The organism is Roseiterribacter gracilis (assembly GCA_018332375.1).
GTDB classification, from domain to species: domain Bacteria; phylum Pseudomonadota; class Alphaproteobacteria; order BOG-932; family Roseiterribacteraceae; genus Roseiterribacter; species Roseiterribacter gracilis.
This window is the reverse complement of sequence record BOPV01000001.1, coordinates 649,850-668,929: the sequence shown is the minus strand read 5'-3', so window position 1 is coordinate 668,929 and position 19,080 is coordinate 649,850. Positions and strand designations below refer to the sequence as shown.

The 19,080-nt window shown below is 63.3% G+C and carries 18 protein-coding genes; 6 read left to right on the top strand and 12 right to left on the bottom strand.

Going from position 1 to position 19,080, the window contains the following annotated elements:
• Positions 1–43: 43 nt before the first annotated feature.
• Entirely contained in the window at positions 44–763 is a 720-nt protein-coding gene (locus TMPK1_RS03310; RefSeq protein ID WP_420241421.1) for a PEP-CTERM sorting domain-containing protein, read from the bottom strand.
• A 255-nt stretch (positions 764–1,018) separates the two neighbouring features.
• Between TMPK1_RS03310 and uvrA the strand changes: the two genes are divergently transcribed.
• Genes uvrA through trmFO form a run of 3 tightly spaced genes read left to right on the top strand, consistent with a single transcriptional unit; the run spans position 1,019 to position 5,612 of the window.
• Positions 1,019–3,871, top strand: a complete 2,853-nt coding sequence (gene uvrA, locus TMPK1_RS03305; protein WP_420241419.1) for an excinuclease ABC subunit UvrA — start codon at positions 1,019–1,021, stop codon at positions 3,869–3,871.
• The gene (locus tag TMPK1_RS03300; RefSeq protein WP_420241417.1) at positions 3,868–4,287 is read left to right on the top strand and encodes a VOC family protein; all 420 of its coding nucleotides are present in this window, start codon (positions 3,868–3,870) and stop codon (positions 4,285–4,287) included. The genes uvrA and TMPK1_RS03300 overlap by 4 nt, the downstream gene beginning before the upstream one ends.
• Entirely contained in the window at positions 4,284–5,612 is a 1,329-nt protein-coding gene (trmFO, locus tag TMPK1_RS03295; protein ID WP_420241415.1) for a methylenetetrahydrofolate--tRNA-(uracil(54)-C(5))-methyltransferase (FADH(2)-oxidizing) TrmFO, read from the top strand. Before TMPK1_RS03300 ends, trmFO begins: the two co-directional genes overlap by 4 nt.
• Positions 5,613–5,615: 3 nt before the next feature.
• Here the strand turns inward: trmFO and TMPK1_RS03290 are convergent, their stop codons facing one another.
• From TMPK1_RS03290 to TMPK1_RS03275, 4 genes are all read right to left on the bottom strand, one after another.
• Complete coding sequence (locus tag TMPK1_RS03290; protein ID WP_420241413.1) at positions 5,616–6,851, bottom strand: hypothetical protein; 1,236 nt, start codon at positions 6,849–6,851, stop codon at positions 5,616–5,618.
• A complete protein-coding gene (locus tag TMPK1_RS03285; protein ID WP_420241411.1) occupies positions 6,848–9,196 on the bottom strand; it encodes a putative bifunctional diguanylate cyclase/phosphodiesterase in 2,349 nt (782 codons plus the stop codon). Before TMPK1_RS03285 ends, TMPK1_RS03290 begins: the two co-directional genes overlap by 4 nt.
• A 10-nt stretch (positions 9,197–9,206) precedes the next feature.
• A complete protein-coding gene (locus TMPK1_RS03280; RefSeq protein ID WP_420241409.1) occupies positions 9,207–9,845 on the bottom strand; it encodes a cupredoxin domain-containing protein in 639 nt (212 codons plus the stop codon).
• A 92-nt stretch (positions 9,846–9,937) separates the two neighbouring features.
• Complete coding sequence (locus TMPK1_RS03275; RefSeq protein ID WP_420241407.1) at positions 9,938–10,768, bottom strand: phytoene/squalene synthase family protein; 831 nt, start codon at positions 10,766–10,768, stop codon at positions 9,938–9,940.
• A gap of 156 nt (positions 10,769–10,924) precedes the next feature.
• Here TMPK1_RS03275 and TMPK1_RS03270 point away from each other — a divergent pair, with 156 nt between their 5' ends.
• Entirely contained in the window at positions 10,925–11,506 is a 582-nt protein-coding gene (locus TMPK1_RS03270; protein ID WP_420241405.1) for a urate hydroxylase PuuD, read from the top strand.
• Positions 11,507–11,661: 155 nt separating this feature from the next.
• Positions 11,662–12,276: a superoxide dismutase gene (locus TMPK1_RS03265; protein ID WP_420241404.1), complete on the top strand. Its 615-nt coding sequence runs from the start codon at positions 11,662–11,664 to the stop codon at positions 12,274–12,276.
• Between the two features lie 33 nt (positions 12,277–12,309).
• Here the strand turns inward: TMPK1_RS03265 and TMPK1_RS03260 are convergent, their stop codons facing one another.
• The 5 genes from TMPK1_RS03260 to yajC are packed head-to-tail and all read right to left on the bottom strand — an operon-like array spanning position 12,310 to position 16,102.
• Positions 12,310–12,771, bottom strand: coding sequence for a hypothetical protein (locus TMPK1_RS03260; RefSeq protein ID WP_420241401.1), 462 nt, complete (start codon positions 12,769–12,771; stop codon positions 12,310–12,312).
• Positions 12,772–12,779: 8 nt separating this feature from the next.
• Positions 12,780–13,157 (bottom strand): Mth938-like domain-containing protein, encoded by a 378-nt coding sequence (locus tag TMPK1_RS03255; RefSeq protein WP_420241399.1) that lies wholly within the window; start codon positions 13,155–13,157, stop codon positions 12,780–12,782.
• A gap of 7 nt (positions 13,158–13,164) precedes the next feature.
• Entirely contained in the window at positions 13,165–14,115 is a 951-nt protein-coding gene (secF, locus tag TMPK1_RS03250; protein ID WP_420241397.1) for a protein translocase subunit SecF, read from the bottom strand.
• Positions 14,116–14,117: 2 nt separating this feature from the next.
• Complete coding sequence (secD, locus tag TMPK1_RS03245; protein WP_420241395.1) at positions 14,118–15,713, bottom strand: protein translocase subunit SecD; 1,596 nt, start codon at positions 15,711–15,713, stop codon at positions 14,118–14,120.
• Positions 15,714–15,715: 2 nt separating this feature from the next.
• Positions 15,716–16,102 (bottom strand): preprotein translocase subunit YajC, encoded by a 387-nt coding sequence (gene yajC / locus TMPK1_RS03240; RefSeq protein ID WP_420241393.1) that lies wholly within the window; start codon positions 16,100–16,102, stop codon positions 15,716–15,718.
• Between the two features lie 96 nt (positions 16,103–16,198).
• Between yajC and TMPK1_RS03235 the strand changes: the two genes are divergently transcribed.
• Entirely contained in the window at positions 16,199–17,059 is an 861-nt protein-coding gene (locus tag TMPK1_RS03235; RefSeq protein WP_420241391.1) for an ATP-binding protein, read from the top strand.
• Here the strand turns inward: TMPK1_RS03235 and TMPK1_RS03230 are convergent.
• Positions 17,056–18,072, bottom strand: coding sequence for a retroviral-like aspartic protease family protein (locus TMPK1_RS03230; protein ID WP_420241389.1), 1,017 nt, complete (start codon positions 18,070–18,072; stop codon positions 17,056–17,058). The two genes, TMPK1_RS03235 and TMPK1_RS03230, sit on opposite strands and share 4 nt — an antisense overlap.
• Before the next feature lie 30 nt (positions 18,073–18,102).
• Positions 18,103–19,074 carry a retroviral-like aspartic protease family protein gene (locus tag TMPK1_RS03225; protein WP_420241387.1) on the bottom strand — a complete coding sequence of 324 codons (972 nt, stop codon included), beginning with the start codon at positions 19,072–19,074 and terminating at the stop codon, positions 18,103–18,105.
• Positions 19,075–19,080 lie beyond the last annotated feature (6 nt).

The following is a 19,080-nucleotide window of genomic DNA, read 5'->3' as shown; positions in this document are numbered from 1 at the left end:
AGTCGGGAAAGGGGCGTTCGTCTTGCACCGCTTGCGCCCTCCGCTAGCTGCGCTTGCGCGCGAAGGCCAAGCCGCCAAGCGCGGCGAGCAGCAATCCGACCGAGGCGGGCTCGGGCACGTTCGGACCGCCGCCGGTTCCGACCTGTCCTTGGAATGCGTCATTGGCGCAGCTCATCGCCCACGACAGCGCGAAATCAAAACCGGTGCCGCCGAACAGAAATCCCGTGGCACTGGCGTCGAAATCGAAGGTCAGCGTGCCGGCGCCGACGGTGAAGCTGCCATCACCGACCTTGGTGCCGCCGGTCCAACCCGTCGCTTGTCCGTCGCGCCAGATGTAGCCGGCCGGTGCCGTCGACATCACGACGCTGCCCGTATCGGTGCGATAGATGTCGCCGGCATTCGGACCGGTGGCTTTGACGGCGTAGGTCCAATCGCCAGCGGCGTAGACATCGCTCGTGTACGGCGCTGCACCAGTCGGCGACCAGTTCGCGCTGAGCAGCAAGTCGCCGTACGTGGTGCCTTCGGCAGCGGCCGAGCCCGGCGCGCCGGCGAAGTTGGTCGCGATGGTGACGATCAGGTGAGTGCCGCTGCGCGTGACGGTCGCACCGGTCGTGTCGAACACCGACGTGCCGATCACGTCGCCATAGCCGTGGTCGTTACCGCCGACATAGGCGTCGCCGAGTGATACCGGCGCGGCTTTGGCGTGCGGCGCGACGCCGAGTGCGAGAGCAACGAGGGCGGTGGAAGCGAGGATCTTGAACATTTGGGTCGTCCTTGTGCGCGGAAGAGTAGAGATATCGCCTCTTTCGCAAGCACCGTGCCGCCCAGCATCTCCGCCTTTTACATGGTTAACAGTTGAGAACTGTAAAGGCGGCTTACGGACTTGGGACGAAGCTTGAACGGACTCGCATGTTCTTAGTACGTTCACGGTCCGAAACCCTCGCCGCGGGCGTCCTTCAACGCCATATACGGAGCCCCGGACCGGACGACTGGACCGGGCTTCCCCGACAGGACCGATATGACCGCCAAGACGATCAGCATTCGCGGCGCGCGCGAGCACAATTTGAAGAACGTGAACGTGGATTTGCCGCGTGACTCGTTGGTGGTGATCACCGGCCTGTCCGGGTCGGGCAAATCATCGTTGGCGTTCGACACGATCTACGCCGAAGGACAGCGTCGCTACGTCGAAAGCTTGAGCGCCTATGCACGTCAGTTCCTGGAACTGATGCAAAAGCCCGACGTCGATCACATCGACGGCCTGTCGCCGGCGATTTCGATCGAACAGAAAACCACCAGCCGCAATCCGCGTTCGACCGTCGCGACCGTCACCGAGATCTGGGATTACATGCGCCTGTTGTGGGCGCGTGTCGGCGTTCCCTACTCGCCCGCAACCGGCTTACCAATCGAAAGCCAGACCGTCTCGCAGATGGTCGATCGCGTGCAGTCGATGAAAGAAGGCACGCGCCTCTACATCCTGGCGCCGATCGTTCGCGGCCGTAAGGGCGAATATAAGAAAGAGCTGCTGGAGTTGCGCAAGCGCGGCTATCAGCGCGTGAAGATCGACGGCACGCTGTACGAAATCGACGAAGCGCCGGCGCTCAACAAAAAGCTCAAACACGATATCGAAGTCGTCGTCGATCGCCTGGTCACCAAGAAAGAAGGTCTCGGCAACCGGCTCGCCGACTCGATTGAAAAAGCGCTCGACCTGGCTGACGGCATCGCGATCGCCGAAGACGCCGACAGCAGCGAACGTACCATCTTCTCGGCCAAGTTCGCGTGCCCGGTGTCGGGCTTCACGATCGAAGAAATCGAGCCGCGCCTGTTCAGCTTCAACAGCCCGCACGGCGCTTGCCCGGTGTGCGACGGGCTCGGCGTGAAGATCATTATGGATGAAGAGCTGGTCGTGCCCGACGGCTCCTTGTCGCTCAAGGATGGCGCCATTGCGCCGTGGGCTTCGTCCTCGTCGCAATATTATACGCAGACGCTCGACTCGATCGCGCGCCACTACAAAGTCTCGACCACCAAAGCGTGGGACGACCTGCCGCAAAAAGTCCGCGACGTCATCCTGTACGGCTCGGACGACGACGAAATAACCATGCGCTACGACGATGGTCTGCGCAGCTACGACACCAAGAAACCGTTCGAAGGCGTCATTCCCAATCTCGAACGCCGGTTCCGCGAAACCGACAGCGCCTGGATCAAGGAAGAACTATCGCGCTTTCAGGGCGAAGAGACCTGCGAGGCCTGCACCGGCTATCGCCTGAAACCAGCCGCGCTGGCGGTCAAGATCGACGCCAAACATATCGGCGAAATCGCCAAGCTCTCGATTGCCGACGCAGCGACGTGGTTCGCCAAGATGCCGAAGGCGTTGACGCCGCAACGGCGCGAGATCGCAGCGCGCATTCTGAAAGAAATCGACGAGCGTCTCGGATTCCTGAACGCGGTCGGTCTCGAATATCTGACTCTCGACCGTACCAGCGGCACCTTGTCGGGCGGCGAAAGCCAGCGCATCCGGCTGGCGTCGCAGATCGGGTCCGGCCTGACCGGCGTCTTGTACGTGCTCGACGAACCGTCGATCGGCCTGCATCAACGCGACAATGATCGGTTGCTCGGCACGCTGCGGCGGCTGCGCGATCTCGGCAACACAGTGATCGTCGTCGAGCATGACGAAGACGCGATCCGCAGCGCCGACTATCTGCTCGATATGGGTCCCGGTGCCGGCCAGCACGGCGGCAATGTCGTGGCCCAAGGCACGCCGGCGCAGGTGATGCAGAATATGGCGTCGGTGACGGCGCAGTATCTCACCGGCATGAAACGCATTCCGGTGCCGCGTGTGCGCCGCAAAGGGCACAAGAACCAGTTCCTCGAACTGACCGGCGCGACCGGCAACAACCTCAAGGACGTCGGCATCAAAGTGCCGTTGGGGACGTTTGCTTGCGTCACCGGCGTTTCGGGCGGTGGCAAGTCCACGCTCGTGATCGACACGCTGTACAAGGCGGTCGCGAAAAAACTGATGAAGGCGCGCGAGCATGCGTCGCCGTTCAAGACGCTCAAAGGCATCGAACTGCTCGACAAGGTGATCGACATCGATCAATCGCCGATCGGGCGCACGCCGCGTTCGAATCCCGCGACCTATACCGGCGCCTTCACGCCGATCCGCGAATGGTTCGCCGGCCTGCCCGAAGCCAAAGCGCGCGGCTACGGCCCCGGCCGGTTCTCGTTCAACGTCAAAGGCGGGCGTTGCGAGAATTGCAGCGGCGACGGCTTGCTGAAAGTCGAGATGCACTTCCTGCCCGACGTCTATGTCACCTGCGACGTCTGCAAGGGCAAACGCTACAACCGCGAAACGCTGGAAGTGCTGTTCCGCGACAAGTCGATTGCCGACGTGCTCGACATGACGGTCGAGGAAGGCGTCGAGCTGTTCAAGGCGGTACCGTCGATCCGCGACAAGTTGAAAACGCTGCAGGAAGTCGGGCTCGACTACATCCATATTGGCCAGGCTGCGACGACTTTGTCGGGCGGCGAAGCGCAACGCGTGAAGCTGGCCAAGGAATTGTCGCGCCGCGCCACCGGCAAGACGCTCTACATCCTCGACGAGCCGACCACTGGCTTGCATTTCGAAGACATCCGCAAGCTGCTGGAAGTGCTCCACCAGCTCGTCGACCAGGGCAACACGGTGCTGGTGATCGAGCACAATCTCGAAGTCATCAAAACCGCCGACTGGATCCTGGACCTCGGCCCCGAAGGCGGCGACAAAGGCGGCGAAGTCGTTGCCAGCGGAACACCGGAAGAAGTCGTGCGCGAAAAGCGCAGCCACACCGGGCACTATCTGGCGCCCTATCTGAAACAGACGCAGGCAAAAAGCGCGTGAGCCTTCGCATCAATATCGTGACGCTTGGCGTCAACGACGTCGCGGTCAGCCGCAAATTCTACGAAGCGCTCGGCTTCACCGCATCTTCGGTGAGCAAGGACGAGATCGCCTTCTTTCAGGTCGGTTCTGTCGTGCTGGGTCTCTACAACAAAGACGCGCTGGCCGAAGACGCACAGCTGCCGCACGGCCATGGGCGTCCCGGTGCAATCACGCTCGCCTGCAATCTTGAAAGCGAAAGCGCGGTCGACGCGCTGCTCGGCAAGGCGCAGAAAATCGGCGCCACCATCCTCAAGCCACCGCAGAAAGCGTTCTGGGGCGGCTATTCGGGCTATTTCGCCGATCCTGACGGACACCCGTGGGAAGTCGCGTACAACCCGTTCTTCACGATCGAAAACGGCGCGGTAAAACTGCCGTGACGATTCATGTGATTGGCGGCGGCCTCGCCGGCAGCGAGGCGTCGTGGCAGATCGCCGAAGCGGGCATCGACGTCGTGCTGCACGAGATGCGCGGCGTGCGCGAAACCGAAGCGCACAAGACCGATCGGCTGGCCGAGCTTGTCTGTTCCAACTCGTTCCGCTCGGACGACGCCGAATACAACGCCGTCGGCCTGCTGCACGAAGAAATGCGGCGGTCGAATTCGCTGATCCTGGCCTGCGGCGACGCGCACAAAGTGCCGGCGGGCGGCGCGCTGGCGGTCGATCGCGACGGCTTTGCCGACGCGGTGACGGCAAAGCTCGAAGCCCATCCGCGCGTGACCATCGTGCGCGAAGAATTGACCGGCCTGCCGCCGAAAGACTGGGGCTCGACCATCATCGCGACCGGGCCGCTGACCGCCCCTGCCCTGGCCGAGGCGATCCGCGCCGAAACTGGCGTCGACGCGCTGGCGTTTTTCGATGCGATCGCACCGATCGTCTATCGCGAGTCGATCAACATGGAGCGCGCCTGGTTCCAGTCGCGCTACGATAAAGGCGACGGCAGCGACTACATCAACTGCCCGTTCGAGAAAGACGAATATCTGCGCTTCATCGCAGCGTTGCTGGCTGGTGAAAGCACCGACTTCAAAGATTGGGAAAAAGACACGCCCTATTTCGAAGGCTGTTTGCCGATCGAAGTGATGGCGTCGCGCGGCGTCGATACGTTGCGCTATGGCCCGATGAAGCCGGTCGGCTTGACCGATCCGCGCACCGGCCGCCGCCCGTACGCGGTGCTGCAGCTGCGCCAGGACAACAAGCTGGGCACGCTCTACAACCTCGTCGGCTTCCAGACCAAGCTGCGCTATGGCGCGCAGGCCGACGTGTTCCGCACCATTCCCGGACTGGAAAACGCCGAGTTCGCACGGCTGGGCGGTCTGCATCGCAATACGTTCCTGAACTCGCCGCGCCTGCTCGATGCGACGCTGCGTTTGAAGTCGCGTCCCGACATTCGCTTTGCCGGCCAGATCACCGGCTGCGAAGGCTATGTCGAGAGTGCTGCGGTCGGTTTGCTGGCTGGACGGTTTGCAGTGGCCGACGCGCGCGGCGTCGCGCTGGCGACACCGCCGGTGACGACGGCGATGGGCGCGTTGCTGTCGCACATTACGGGCGGCGCCGACGCGACGACGTTCCAGCCGATGAACGTCAATTTCGGATTGTTCCCGCCAATCGACGACAAGATCCGCGGCCGCGAACGCAAACGCGCCTACACGGCACGCGCGCTGACTGATTTCGACGGCTGGATCGGTGCGGTTCGTGAAGCGGCATAAAGCTCAGAAGAAAAACCGGACGCCGGCCTGCAGCTGCGTTTCGTTCGTGATGTAGCTTTGATAGGCGGGCGTGCGCAGCGCTCGTGCGGAGCGCACATGCACCGCTTCAACGGTGAAGCGCCATGACGTCGCCGGACGCCAGATATACGCCGCCGTCGCCGCCTGCCCGATTTCACCGCGATAGAGTGAGGTCGGCAGGCTGTTGCTGACGGTCCGGAACCAATCCCAGCGCGCCGTCACCTTGTGCTCGCGCGCCAGATCGTGGCTGACCGAGCCATAGACGCTTTCGAACACTGTGCTGATCGGCGAGAAGATACGCAGTGCTGTGTAGCCTTTCATGCCTTGCGCGGTCAGCACCGTGTGCAGATCCGGCAAGTCGTACTGCACGCCCAGCGTATTGAAATGCGTGCGCCAGCCGGCGACGTCGGTGCCAGCCGCACGCGGGTCGGCGAGATTGTCGTAATGACCGAACGCGATCTTGCCGACGCCGTCACGCGCCGCGGTCACCAGCCCGTACCAGCCCGGCCGGTCGTCGAGTTCGACAAAGGGACGCGTGATCGTTTGCCGGCGCACCGCGATATTGTCATACGCAGTCGGGCCCTTGAGGCGCGTCGTGGTGACGGCGAGCTGGTCGTGCAGCATCCAACCGCGTTGCGCCAAAATCGTGCCCGAGATGTCGTTGTCGGTGAACAGGCCAGCAACGACGTCAATATGATCGCGCTCGTCGAACCAATATTCGACTTTGGGTTCGACACCCAACGCGCGCACCTCCTCGCCCAACCACGTATCGATCGCCGACCAGGTCAAGGTCGTGCGCGACGTCCACGCAATGCCGTCATTCGACAGGCTGAACGGCGGAATCAGAAAACCCGCACGCACGGTGAAGCGCCAATCGCTGGTTGGGGCTGGCTTCCACCGCACATAGCCTTCGGCCAAACCGAAATAAGCCGGCTGACCGCCGTCGAGCACGAAGGTGCCGACTGCATCGAGTTCACCGCTGAACTGAATGACCGGCACGAACCCCGCTTCGGCACGGACCAGGCTGCGTGCACCGTTTGCGTCGCCGCCATAGCGCAAACGTCCCGTCCCGCCTTCACGGCTGGTTCGTTCGTCGTCGGTCTGGATCACACGCAGATCGGCGTAGCCGTCGATGCGCAACCAATCCGCCAGTCGCTCTGCGCGCGCCGATTGGGCTGCTGCAAGCAACGCCAATCCGATCAGCGCGCAGCGCCGGATCATGTGACCGCAAACTTGCTGGGAACCGGCGGCTGGCGTGCGAAGTCTTCGAACCGCGCTGCTTCGAGCGGCCGCGCGATGAAATAGCCCTGCGCCCCGTCGCAGCCAAAGCCTGCGAGCAACTCGAGCGAGTCTGCATCTTCGACGCCTTCGGCCACGACGCGCAGATTGAGCGCGCGCGCCAGTTCGACGATGGCGCGAACGATCGAGCGATCGTCGGCACTGGCCGCCAAGGGGCGAACAAAGGACTGGTCGATTTTCAGTTCGGCCACCGGCAAGCGACGCAAATACGAGAAAGACGATTGGCCGACGCCAAAATCGTCGACCGACAAATCAACGCCAAGCGCAGCCAAACGTTCGAGCACGACCAGTGCCGCGTCAGGGTCGCGCATCACCGCGCTTTCGGTGATCTCCAACGTCAGGCGATCGGGCGGCACCGCCGATTGCAGCAGCAGGTCCGAGACATGTTCGGGCAACGACCGGTCGCCCAGATCGCGCACCGATAGATTGACCGCAAGCTTGAGGTCCAAGCCCATCGTCCGCCATTCGGCGAGCTTGCGGATCGATTTGCGCAGCACCCAGCGCGACAGGAAGCGGATCGTGCCGGTTTCTTCCGCCAGCGGGATGAACTCAGCCGGAGACACCGGCCCGTGACGCGGATGGGTCCAGCGTACCAGCGCCTCGGCGCCACGCACTTGCCCGGTCGTGACGTCGATCTTGGGCTGGAACACCAAGGTCAGCGCATCGTCGTCGATGGCGCGACGCAGTTCGCTCATCAAGGACAGGCGTTCGGGACGATGCGGATCGCGCGTCGCGTCATAGGCGATGACGCGCGCTTCGCTCTGCTGCGCCGCGTAAAGCGCCACGTCGGCGTGTTGCAGCAAGGCGCGCGCCGACACGGCACCGTCGGGATAGGTCGCGGTGCCAATCGCGGCGTCGAGATCGATCGCCAGATCGTTGACCGCAAACGGAATGTCGAAGGCTTCGTGGACGCGGCGTGCAACCGCGGCGACGCGTTCTTCGGAATGATCGAACACGGTCACCGCAAACACGGTTTCGGCAACGCGCGCAATATTGCCGTCGATGCCAACCGCGTTGCCGATGCGATCGGCAGCGGCGGCAATGACATTGTCGCCGACTTCGTGGCCCAGCGTGTTCACGATCTCGGGCAGACGACGCAAGCCAATCAGCGCCATGCCTGCTTCCGGTTCCCCATCGTCGAGCTTGCCTTGCAGCCAGCGTTCCAAGGTCACGCGGTTGGGAAGACCGGTCAGCAAATCGTGTTCGGCCTGATGGCGAATGCGCGTTTCGCGTTCGCGCAGCGCGCGCAACATGGAATCGAATGCAGCCGACAAACGGCGCACTTCATTGGCGGCTTCACCGGGGCGCAAAGTACGGCGCGCAGGCACGCTGTAATCGCCGGCTTCGATGCGCAACGCTGCGTCGGCCAAGGCTTCGATCGGACGTGCAACGCCGCGTGCGATCAACACGGCGCCGATAAACGCAGCCAAGAGACCAACCGCCTGCACGATCAGTAGCGACAACACCCAGGGCCGGTACGGTGCCAAGGCAGCGTCGAGTCCGTATTCCAGCACGGCGCGCACCGGCGGGCTGGTTTCGACGGTGCGGATCGGCGTCGACAGGACGAGATAGGTTTCGCCCTGATGCTCGATGCGCGCAGGCGCCGCCGTCGCGTTCTGAATTGCTTCATAGTCGGGTTCGAACGCGCCGGAACTTGCGCCCGCGACGCGCCACAGGCCCGACGACCGTTCCGACACGATCGCAACCGATGCCGCGATCGGCACGCGCCGCGCCAATTGTTCGGCCAGCGCGGAATCGATTTCGACCGCGATCGCGATCCAGCCGATCGGTTCGGGCGCCAACACTGGCGCAACAACCAACCGCCACGGACGTCCGTCGATCACCGCGACGCCGCCGGCAGGTTGGCTGTCCGCAGTTTTGAGCAAACCGGGATACGGGAATTTTTCGTTCGAGATGCCGCCGTTGCTGTCGCCGCGCACGGTTCCGTCGAGGCCGATGAATTGCGCGCGCGACGCGCCGATGCGGCGGCCGAAATTGCGCAACGCTGAGGCGGCGGTGGCGCGCTCGTCGGTGGCGACCGCTTCGCGCAGTGCAAAGTCGAGCGTCAGAATGCGCGCGCTCTCGGCGAGACGATCGCCCAGCTCGGCAAGATGCTGGTCGAACAGAAGCTGCGCTTGGCCGAGACGGACTTGTGCCTCGGATTCAATTTGCGCGCGGGTGCGTGCGTACAGCACCGCCATCGTCGCGCCTTGGACCAAGGCGAGCGCAATAACCAAAAGAAGTGCGAGGCGCCGGCGAAGGCTCAACGCGCGGCTCCTAGTACCGTGCGCGTTCCGGGTCGCGCGCCGGCCCGACACCAGCACGCAAGGCCAAGGTGAAGGCCCCGCTGAACTTGCCCTCCGCGTCGAGGCGGATCGCCTGGGTTGGTTCGGGTGCCCCCGGCTGGGTACGTGGATGCCAAGCTTTTGCTTCCCATGCGCCAGTTGGTACGTCGGCGAAGGTTACCGTGCCGTCAGCGCCGGTCCGTGCCACGAAACGCGCATCGCTGACATAGAGCCAGGCGCGCATGTGGTCATGGATGTTGCAGCCCAGTGCAACGACGCCGCTTTGGTCGAAGGTCACAGCCGATGATTCGCCCGGCCCGAGCTGCAATTCGAACCGTTTGGGCTGCCGAAACGAATAAATGTGATGCCGGGTGGAGTCGCTGTTCTTGAACAGGACCTGGCCCCCGGTCCGGACCACGAGGATGTCAGGAACGAACTCTTCGTTGATCTGGTCGAGCACGACGGGCTTGCCCGAAGGCGCCGGCGCTGCGTGCTGGGCGTCGTTCAAGGCCACAACCGCGCCCGCGACCGGCGCACCCGCAACATCGCGGACCGTGAACGCAACCGTACCAGCCTCGGCCGTTCCCGCCCCCAGAAGCAGGGCAAGCCCGATACAGGCGCGCAGAATCATCCCTTACCCCGCTCTTGGCCATCGCGGCCTCGGCACGTCGACTGCGCACCGTTCGCCGGACTGTAAGATGGATTCGCGGTTCGCGTCTGCCTCTAGAAGCGTCCGCGAAGCCAACAAAACGCGAGCCGCAACGCCGCATCCTTGCGCGGCTCGGGCAGTTGAAACGGGTCGTATCCGGCGCGAGCCAGATCGGCGAGGTGCGCGTCAGCAAGCGTCGCCAGCAGCAACGGCGATCGCGCCCGACGCGGAACAGCAGCGCGCATCGCACGGCCTTCTTCGAACGCTCGTCGTGCGCTGTGCGCAATCGGTTCCACCACGAGTCTGATTCCGTTGCCAGCACGAGCCTCGAACAAAGACGTGGTCGTGACGCCATGTATTCCGCGCTGATCGGCTGGCAGCATCGTCTGTCGGCGTCCGGCCAGAAACGGGGTTGCGCGCACGATGCCAAGCAAGGCCCAACCGGTTCCGATTGCGCGCGCGGCATCGAGCGCAACCGCGTCGCTGACCCCGAGAATGCGCACCGCAAGCTCACAGAGGCCGCCGCCCGTCGCCCGTGCATACGCGTCGAGTGCAGTAAGATCGGCCGGCCCTTCCGGTTCGAGATCCAGTTCGCGCGCGTCGAGCAGTCGATCGAACGGCGCGCGCGGCAGCGCGTGGGTACGAATCGTGGCGGCGAGAAGCTGGGCCAGACCGTGATGCGGGATCTTGGCGCCGGCAAAGACGGCTTCGATCACATCGCGCCACCATTGCAGGCGCATCGCGCCGATCAACGGTTCGCGCGTGATCTCCCGGATCTTGGCGATCTCGAGATTGAACCCATACAGCGCGATCAGATCGGGCCGCAGCGCCCGCGGCGCCAATAGCACCGTCAGCCAGCGCTCAGGATCCAGCGTCTGGAGCTGCACTGCGACGTCGTCCGCCACGGGCGCGACAGGCCCTTCGGCGGACGACAGGCCCTTTTCGGCCGGTTTCGTTGAAAAGCCGGTCATTCAGTGTGAGATTCGCGGCCGCACCGAGTCGTGCCACACAAACCCGAACCGGGCCCAAAACCGGGCCGGCCGGAGCGACAGGGGGAGATCATGGGAAATATTTTGGGACATCTGTACCGGGCACTGACGCTCGGCGTGTTCTTGCTCGTCGTCGTCATTCTCGGCCTGCATGCAGCAGAGCTGGCGAGCCAGCAATGGATTCAGACGCTGGTGCGCGTGCTGCACGTCTGGGTCGGCATTCTGTGGATCGGCCTGCTCTACTATTTCAACTTCGTCCAAATTCCGACCATGCCGAAAGTGCCAGCCGAGCTGAAACCAGCGGTGTCGAAATTCATCGCGCCGGAAGCGCTGTTCTGGTTCCGCTGGGCGGCGCTGGGCACGGTGCTGGCGGGCCTGCTGCTCGCCCATCTGAACCCGTACGGCGTCATGGGCGGTCTCACCTTCTCGAATGGTGGCCGCACGATCGGCATCGGCATGTGGCTGGGCATCATCATGGCCGCCAACGTCTGGTTCTTCATCTGGCCGAACCAGCAAAAGGCGCTGGGCCTCGTACCGGCCGAAGACGCAGCCAAGGCAGCCGCTGCACGGACTGCAATGTTGTTCAGCCGCACCAACTTCGTTCTGTCGTTCCCGATGCTCTACTGCATGATTGCGCAGCAGAATATCGGCTGATCGAAACAGCAGCGAAAACCACGGGGCCCGCGTGCAAACGCGGGCCCTTTTCGTTTGTGCAGTGTGGGTTTGCGTTTCACGCGGGTCGGAACCGGCGCGTCGCCAGCTACGTTCCTATACACGTTCCCCGCATAAACCGACTCAGGAGCTGCACCGTGGCTTTCAAGCTGCCCGACCTGCCGTATTCGAAAGATGCGCTGGCGCCGATCATGAGCGCCGAGACGCTCGAATATCATCACGACAAGCATCACCTCGCCTATGTCGACACCGGCAACAAATTGATTCAGGGCACCGGCCTGGAAAACAAAAGCCTCGACGAGGTCGTGGTCGCATCGTTCAAAGATCCCAAGCTGAAGAAGCTGTTCAACAATGCCGGCCAGCATTGGAATCATCTGCATTTCTGGAACTGGATGAAGCCCAAGGGCGGCGGTTCGATTCCGGGCGAGCTTGAAAAGCGCCTGGTCGCCGACTTCGGTTCGGTCGATGCGTTCAAGACACAGTTCACCGAAGGTGGCGTTGGCCAGTTCGGTTCGGGCTGGGTCTGGCTGGTCGACAATGCAGGCAAACTTGAGATTCACGCCACGCCGAACGGTGAAAATCCGCTCGCGCATGGGTTCAAGGCCGTGCTCGGCTGTGACGTGTGGGAACACGCCTACTACATCGACTATCGCAACAAGCGCGCCGACTACATCAAGGCGTGGCTGGATAATCTGGTGAACTGGGAATACGCAGCCGAAATGCTGCGCACCGGCGGCAAGGTCGCCGCTTGAGCGAAACAGGGGCACCGTTCGGTGCCCCTTTTTTCAGTCGTCGGACAATTTCGTCATCGCGACGCCATAGGCGTAGATCGCGTCATCGGGTCCGTTCAAGAAGCGTTTGATCAGGCGCTGCATCGGCCACACTTGCAGCCCGTCGGCATAGGTCAGGCTGGTGCCCCAGAACTGATCGAGATCGTCGAACGCGCCGACCGACCAGCTGCCGCCGCGCGCATTGCGCAGCACTTCGCCGAGATACGCGCCAAGCGCCCACAACAGCGCCGCTTGCGGTGCGTTTGGTTCGCCTTGGATCGCATCGCGCGCGTCATCCACCAGCATGTCGAGAATGCGTAGCGATTCAACGCTACCGTCGAGCGTCACGCCGCGGCTGCCGACCATCGTTGCAGCCCACGCGGCAGCATCGGCGATGATTTGCTCGCGCGGTTCGGGCGGCGTCGTGTTCGTGCCGCTGCTGACTTGCAGAAGAAGTTCGGTTGCAACAGGGATCATGTTCAACTCTAGACAGGAAGCAACGCCGCACAGACGCGGCGATCTTCGGTCAACAGCACATTGAACGTACGGCAAGCCGCACCGGTTTCCATCGCATCGAGCACGAAGCCGAGTTCCTGTTTGCCGCGACGCAGATGCGCCGGCAGGAATTGCTGTTTCGGGCCGCAGCCCAACAGCACGACCTCGATGGTGGGGATTGCGGCGCGCACCGGCGCAAAACTGTCGGCGGTCAGCGACGCAAAGCCGGTGACGTTCCACGCTTCGACCCGGTCGGCGAAAACCAGAACCGGTCCTTCATAGACCACACCGTCAATCGCAAACCGCCCCGGCCCGTAGCTTTGGATGAGCTTCGTGCCGGCGGCGACTTGCGGTGTGACGTCGGTCAATGTGCGCTCACGCGGGCTGCGCGGTCGCCGCCGGCGTGCGGCGCAGACGGTTCTCGCCGAGGAACAGCAAGATCGGCGCCGCGATGAAGATCGAGCTGGTGGTCGCCAGCACGACGCCCCACAGCAACACGATGGCAAAGTCGCGCAGCGCTTCACCGCCGAACAAGGCCAGCGGCAAGGTCGACAAGAAGATGGTCGTCGAGGTGCCGATGGTCCGCGACAGCGTTTCGTTGATCGAAAGGTCGATCAATTCGCGCAGCGGCATGGTTTTATACTTGCGCAGATTTTCGCGCATACGGTCGTAGACCACGACCTTGTCGTTGATCGAATAGCCCATGATCGTAAGGATCGCGGCGACGGCAGTCAGATTGAACTGCACGCCGAACAGCTTCCCCATGATGACGTAGAAGCCGATCACTTTGGTGACGTCGAGGATCAACGTCACGACCGCACCGACGCCGAACTGCCATTCAAAGCGGAACCAGATATAGGCGAGCATCGCAAGCAACGCCAAACCAAGCGCCATCATGCCGTCGCGGAACAACTCGTTCGACACGGTGGCGCCGACGGCTTCGGTACGGCGGATGGTAGCGCCCGGGAAATCCTGAGTCAGCTTGGCACGCACCGTATCGACGGCTTTCTGCTGCGCGCTGTCGTCGCCGGGCTGGCGATCAAGACGGATCAACACGTCTTCCTTGGCGCCGAATTCCTGCAGCGCGACCGGGCCCAAGCCCAGACCGTTCAGCGAATTGCGCAAGGCACCGAAATCGGCCGGACCTTGCGTGCGCGCTTCGATGACGATGCCGCCGACAAAGTCGATGCCGTAATGCAGCCCCGGATGAAAAAACAGAATGAGCGAGATGATCGACAGCACCGCCGACGTGGCGAGGCCGGCGAACCGTCCCTTCATGAACTGGATCTTTGTGTCGTCCGGAACGAGGCGAAGAATTCCCGCCATGATTACACCGCCAACATCTTCGGCCGCGTGCGGCGCAGCCAAGTCGTCATCATCAACCGCACCAGAATGGTGGCGGTGAACATCGAAGTCAGAATGCCGATCGAGATCGTCACCGCGAAGCCTTTGACCACGCCAGTGCCGAACGCGAACAAGATCGCCATCTTGATCAAGGTCGTCAGGTTGGCGTCGATGATCGTCGACAGCGCGCGGCTAAAGCCCGCTTCCATCGCCGAGAACGCGCCCTTGCCGTTCTTGGTCTCTTCGCGAATGCGTTCGTTGATCAGAATGTTGGCGTCGACCGACATGCCGACCGTCAACAGAATGCCGGCGATACCGGGCAAGGTCAGCGTCGCCTGCAGCAACGACAACGCCGCCACGGTGAGCAGGATATTGAACAGCAGTGCGATGTTGGCGAACAGGCCGAACAGCCCGTAGCTGAGGATCATGTAGGCCATGACCAGCACCAGACCGATCACCACCGACATGATGCCGGCACGGATCGAGTCAGCACCAAGATCGGGGCCGACCGAACGTTCTTCGATAATCTTCAACGGCGCCGGCAGCGCACCGGCACGCAATAGCACCGCGAGATCATTCGCGCTGGCGGCGGTGAAATTGCCCGCGATTTGCCCGGTTCCGCCCGTGATCGGTTCCTGGATCACCGGCACCGAAATCGCCTTGTCGTCGAGTACGATCGCAAACGGACGGCCGACATTGGCGGTGGTGATGGCCGCGAATTTCTTCGAACCGATCGAGTCAAAGCGGAAGGTCACGACCCATTGGCCGGTCTGCTGGTTGGTCGAAGCGCGCGCGTCGGTCAGGTTCGAACCCGACACTTCGATCTTGCGCTTCACCAGATACTTCGCGCCGGGACGGCCGCGCTCGTCGCTGTTGATCCACATCGCGCCCGGTGGTGCCGGCTTGGTGGCATCGGGCTGCGAGTCATCGAGCAGATGGAAGTTCATCTTCGCGGTGGTGCCGAGCAACCGCTTGATGCGATCGGGATCGTCGACGCCGGGAAGCTGCACGAGAATGCGGTCGGCGCCCTGGCGCGCGATCTGCGGCTCATTCACGCCGGTTTGATCGATGCGGCGGCGCACGATTTCGATCGATTGCTCGATCGCCTGGCTGCCCTTTGCCTGCGCGGCTTGTGGCGTGAGCGTCAAACGCACGACCGCATCGGACGGGGTCGCGACCGCGAAATCATTTCCCTGCCCGCCCAGAATTGCAGGCTGGCCGTCACCGGTGCCGACGTCACGCAGCGCCGTCGCAGCAGCGTCGCGCTGCGTCGGATCGCGCAACGTCACCTCGATCGCGTCGTTGCGCACTTCGAGACCGCTATACGGGATCTTCGCTTCGCGCAGCTTGGCGCGCACCTGGTCGAGCGTGCCTTCCAGACGTTCCTTGGTCAGCGCCGACAGATCGACCTGCATCAACAGATACGAACCGCCGCGCAGATCGAGGCCGAGATTCACCTGGCGCGACGGCAGCCAGGCCGGCAGCGACGACTTGGGGAACAGGTTTGGCAGGCTGAACAGAATGCTCGCTGCGCAAACCGCGAGGATCAGCCCGATTTTCCAACGCGAGAAGTAAACCAAGATCAGCCCTCAGAAGCTTCTTTGCTGTCGGGCTTCACGTCGCCTTTGGTCAGGACCGTGGTGATCGCCGGCTTCAGCACGCGCACGCGCACGCCCTCGGCGAGTTCCAACTGCACTTCATCGTCCTGCACGCGCGTGACGGTGCCGATGAAGCCCGACACAACGACGCGGTCGCCGCGGCGCACGGCGGCGATCATCGCCTGCTGTTCTTTGACCTTCTTCTGCTGCGGACGAATCAGCAGCACGTAGAAGACGACGAACATCAGGCCGAACATCAGCAGGGTCGGCAGGGTTTCCGACAGGCCGCCACCGCCGGCCGGCGCGGTTTGCGCCAGCGCCGGCGAGGCCGCGAGAACCGCAGCCGAGATGGCGAGAATCTTGTTTTTCATGGGGTTGCGCAGCTCCAAAAGAGGCCGGACTATAACCCCCGACCCCAAGCTTGCAAATGCGCCCTCAACGGCCTGGAAGGACGCGATTTTCTCCGCATGACCGACCCCGATTTCCGGGCCCTGGTCGATCGCGCCGTGGCCGCGCTCGAACGCCTCGCCCCGGCCCCTGCTGCCGCCCTCGACCTGGCCCGCGCCGACGCTTTTCTGTGGCATGGCGATCGTGCCGCGCTGACTCCGGTGCCGCACGTCAACCGCGTGGCGCTGGATCTGCTGCGCGGGGTCGATCGCCAATCCCAGCTGCTGCTCGAAAATACCCGCCGCTTCGCGCGCGGCCTGCCCGCCAACAACGCGCTGCTGTGGGGCGCGCGCGGCATGGGCAAGTCGTCGCTCGTCAAAGCCGCGCACGCGACCGTCCTGGCCGAGGCACCCAGTAGCCTGGTGCTGATCGAAGTGCAGCGCGAAGAACTGACCAGCGTGCCCACCCTGCTGACCTTGCTGCGCGCCAGCGACCGCCGCGCCATCGTGTTCGTCGACGATCTGTCGTTCGAAACCGAAGACGCCGCGTACAAATCGCTGAAAGCCGGGTTGGAAGGCGGGTTGGAAGGACGCCCATCGAACGTTCTGTTTTACGCGACGTCGAACCGGCGCCATCTGATGCCGCGCGAAATGATCGACAACGAACGTTCGACCGCAATCAATCCCGGCGAAGCGATCGAAGAGAAAGTCAGCCTGTCGGACCGGTTCGGCCTGTGGCTTGGCTTTCATGCCTGCGATCAGCAGACCTATCTCGCCATGGTGGATTCCTACGCCGAACGGTTCGCACTCGGCGTCGAGCGCGACAAGTTGCACGCCGACGCCAATGCCTGGTCGGTAACGCGCGGCGCGCGTTCGGGCCGCGTCGCCTGGCAGTTCGTGCAGGACCTGGCCGGCAAACTCGGAAAGAAGATTGCCGACTAGCCGGTGTGCGTGAGCGCGCTCGCCATGCGCAGATCGACGTCGGCCTTCTGCAGACGCAATTCGTGACGGCCGAAATCAAGTTCGACCGACGCGAACAGTTTCAGCAGATCACAGCCGACCAGCATCGCGGGCCGGTCGCGCAGATCCCACAAATCGAACACGTGCAGGTCGCTGAACAGGATCTGCATGTTGCTGAAGATCGCCGGTCCAAGCTGGAAGCGTTTGGCGAAACCCAAGCGCGACATCGCGACCTGCCCGGTCACGCCTTGCAGCGGAACCAGCGTTTCACCCGCACGCGGCAAAGCGCCAAGCGCAGTGGCCAGCGCCTCATTACCGACCGACGCGTCGGCACCGGAGTCGATGAAGGCATAGACACGCGTGTCTTCGACCTTGGAGTCGACGAAGGTCAGCTGACCGAGACGCGACATGCCGCTGATGGTTGCTTCGCCGGGGCGCCGCATCGGGCCGGTGATCGACTCCCAGCGCGCCCGCTGCACCGTCAGCGTATGTTCGGCGAAGTCGAGCTTGACGGCACGATCCTGCAGCACGTCGAGTCCGATCAGCCCATCCACCTCCAACCGCGCGCGCGGCAGAACCGGCGTTTGCAGATCGGTGCTGCGCAGCCTGCCGAGGCTGAGTTCTTGCAGACGCACGGTGCGCGTGACTTCGGCGCCCGCAATCCCGTGCAGGCGCGCTTCCCGCGCCGATATCAACCCCAACCGGTCGGCGATTTCCGACGCGATGACCGACCGTTCCGCTGCGGTGTCGACGGCGAATTGATACGGGCCCTGCCCGTTCAGCCAGACGGGCAAGGTCAGACGGTCACGTATATCGACCTTGCCCGCCAATGCTTCGCCGTCGGCTGCGGGCGCTTTCGGAGTCGTTTCGGCGCGGCTGGAGCGTAGCGTGTCGCCGGTCTTCTTCGGCGTCTTCTCGGCTGCGAAGGCGGTCGTGCTGTGCGCGGCGATTGGCAGCGCGCACAGGCCGGTGACGAAGTTGCGGCGAAGGAGCATGGCGGAACGTCTTTCGTTGCCAGTTTTCATCTAACCCACCTGCGCGACCTGCATGCGTCCGCTGTCGGCACGGCGCACGCGCAGCTGGCCGCTACCGAAATCAAGCTCGACCGTCTGGAACAGCTTCAGCAGATCGGCGCCGACCAACAGCGCCGGACGGTCGCGCAATTCCCACACGTCGAACACGTGCAGATCGCTGAACAACAAATCCATCGACATGAACTGAACCGGACCGAGCGTGAATTTGCCGGCATGGCCCAAGCGCGCGACAGCAGACTGTCCTGTCGCGCCGTAGAGTTGCACCGGTTCAGCCTGCTCGCCTTTGGTTGGACGAAAGGCTTTGATCGCCGTCGCCAGCGCCTCGTTGCCCACCGACCATTGCGCACCGGAATCGACGAACGCGTGCACGCGCGTTCCGTCGACATAGCAATCGACGAAGGTCAGACGTCCGAGACGCGACAATCCTTTGACGGTCGCTTCGCCGCGCACGGCGTTGGCACCGATCTGCGCCCAACGCGACGGCGCTACGGTCAAGGTGCGACCGTTGAAATCCAGCACGACGCATCGCTCCTGCAACACGTCGAGCCCCAACACCCCGTCCATTTCCAGCCGTTGCCACGGCAGCGTAAGCGGTTCGAGATTGGCGCTGCGCAAGCCACCGATCGCCAGCTCGTTGACCAGCACCGTGTCGACCGATTCAACGCCGGCAATTCCGTGCAGCCGCGCCGTGCGGTTGGTTTGCAGTCCTAGGCGGTGCGCAAGTTCGACCGACAGGACCGAACGCTCAGCTGCAGTGTCGACGAGAAAATCGAACGGCCCCTGTCCGTTCACGCGCGCCGGAACCGTCAGGCGATTGAGTGCGGCGTCGCCGGCAATCTGTTCGGCGCCATGCCCGACCGGCAAAACCGGCGTGCGCGACGTGCGCAGCGTTTCGCTGCTGGACGCATGTGCGGCGACGGGCAGCGTGCAAAGACCGGTGAGGAAAGCGCGGCGCAAAAGCATGACCAA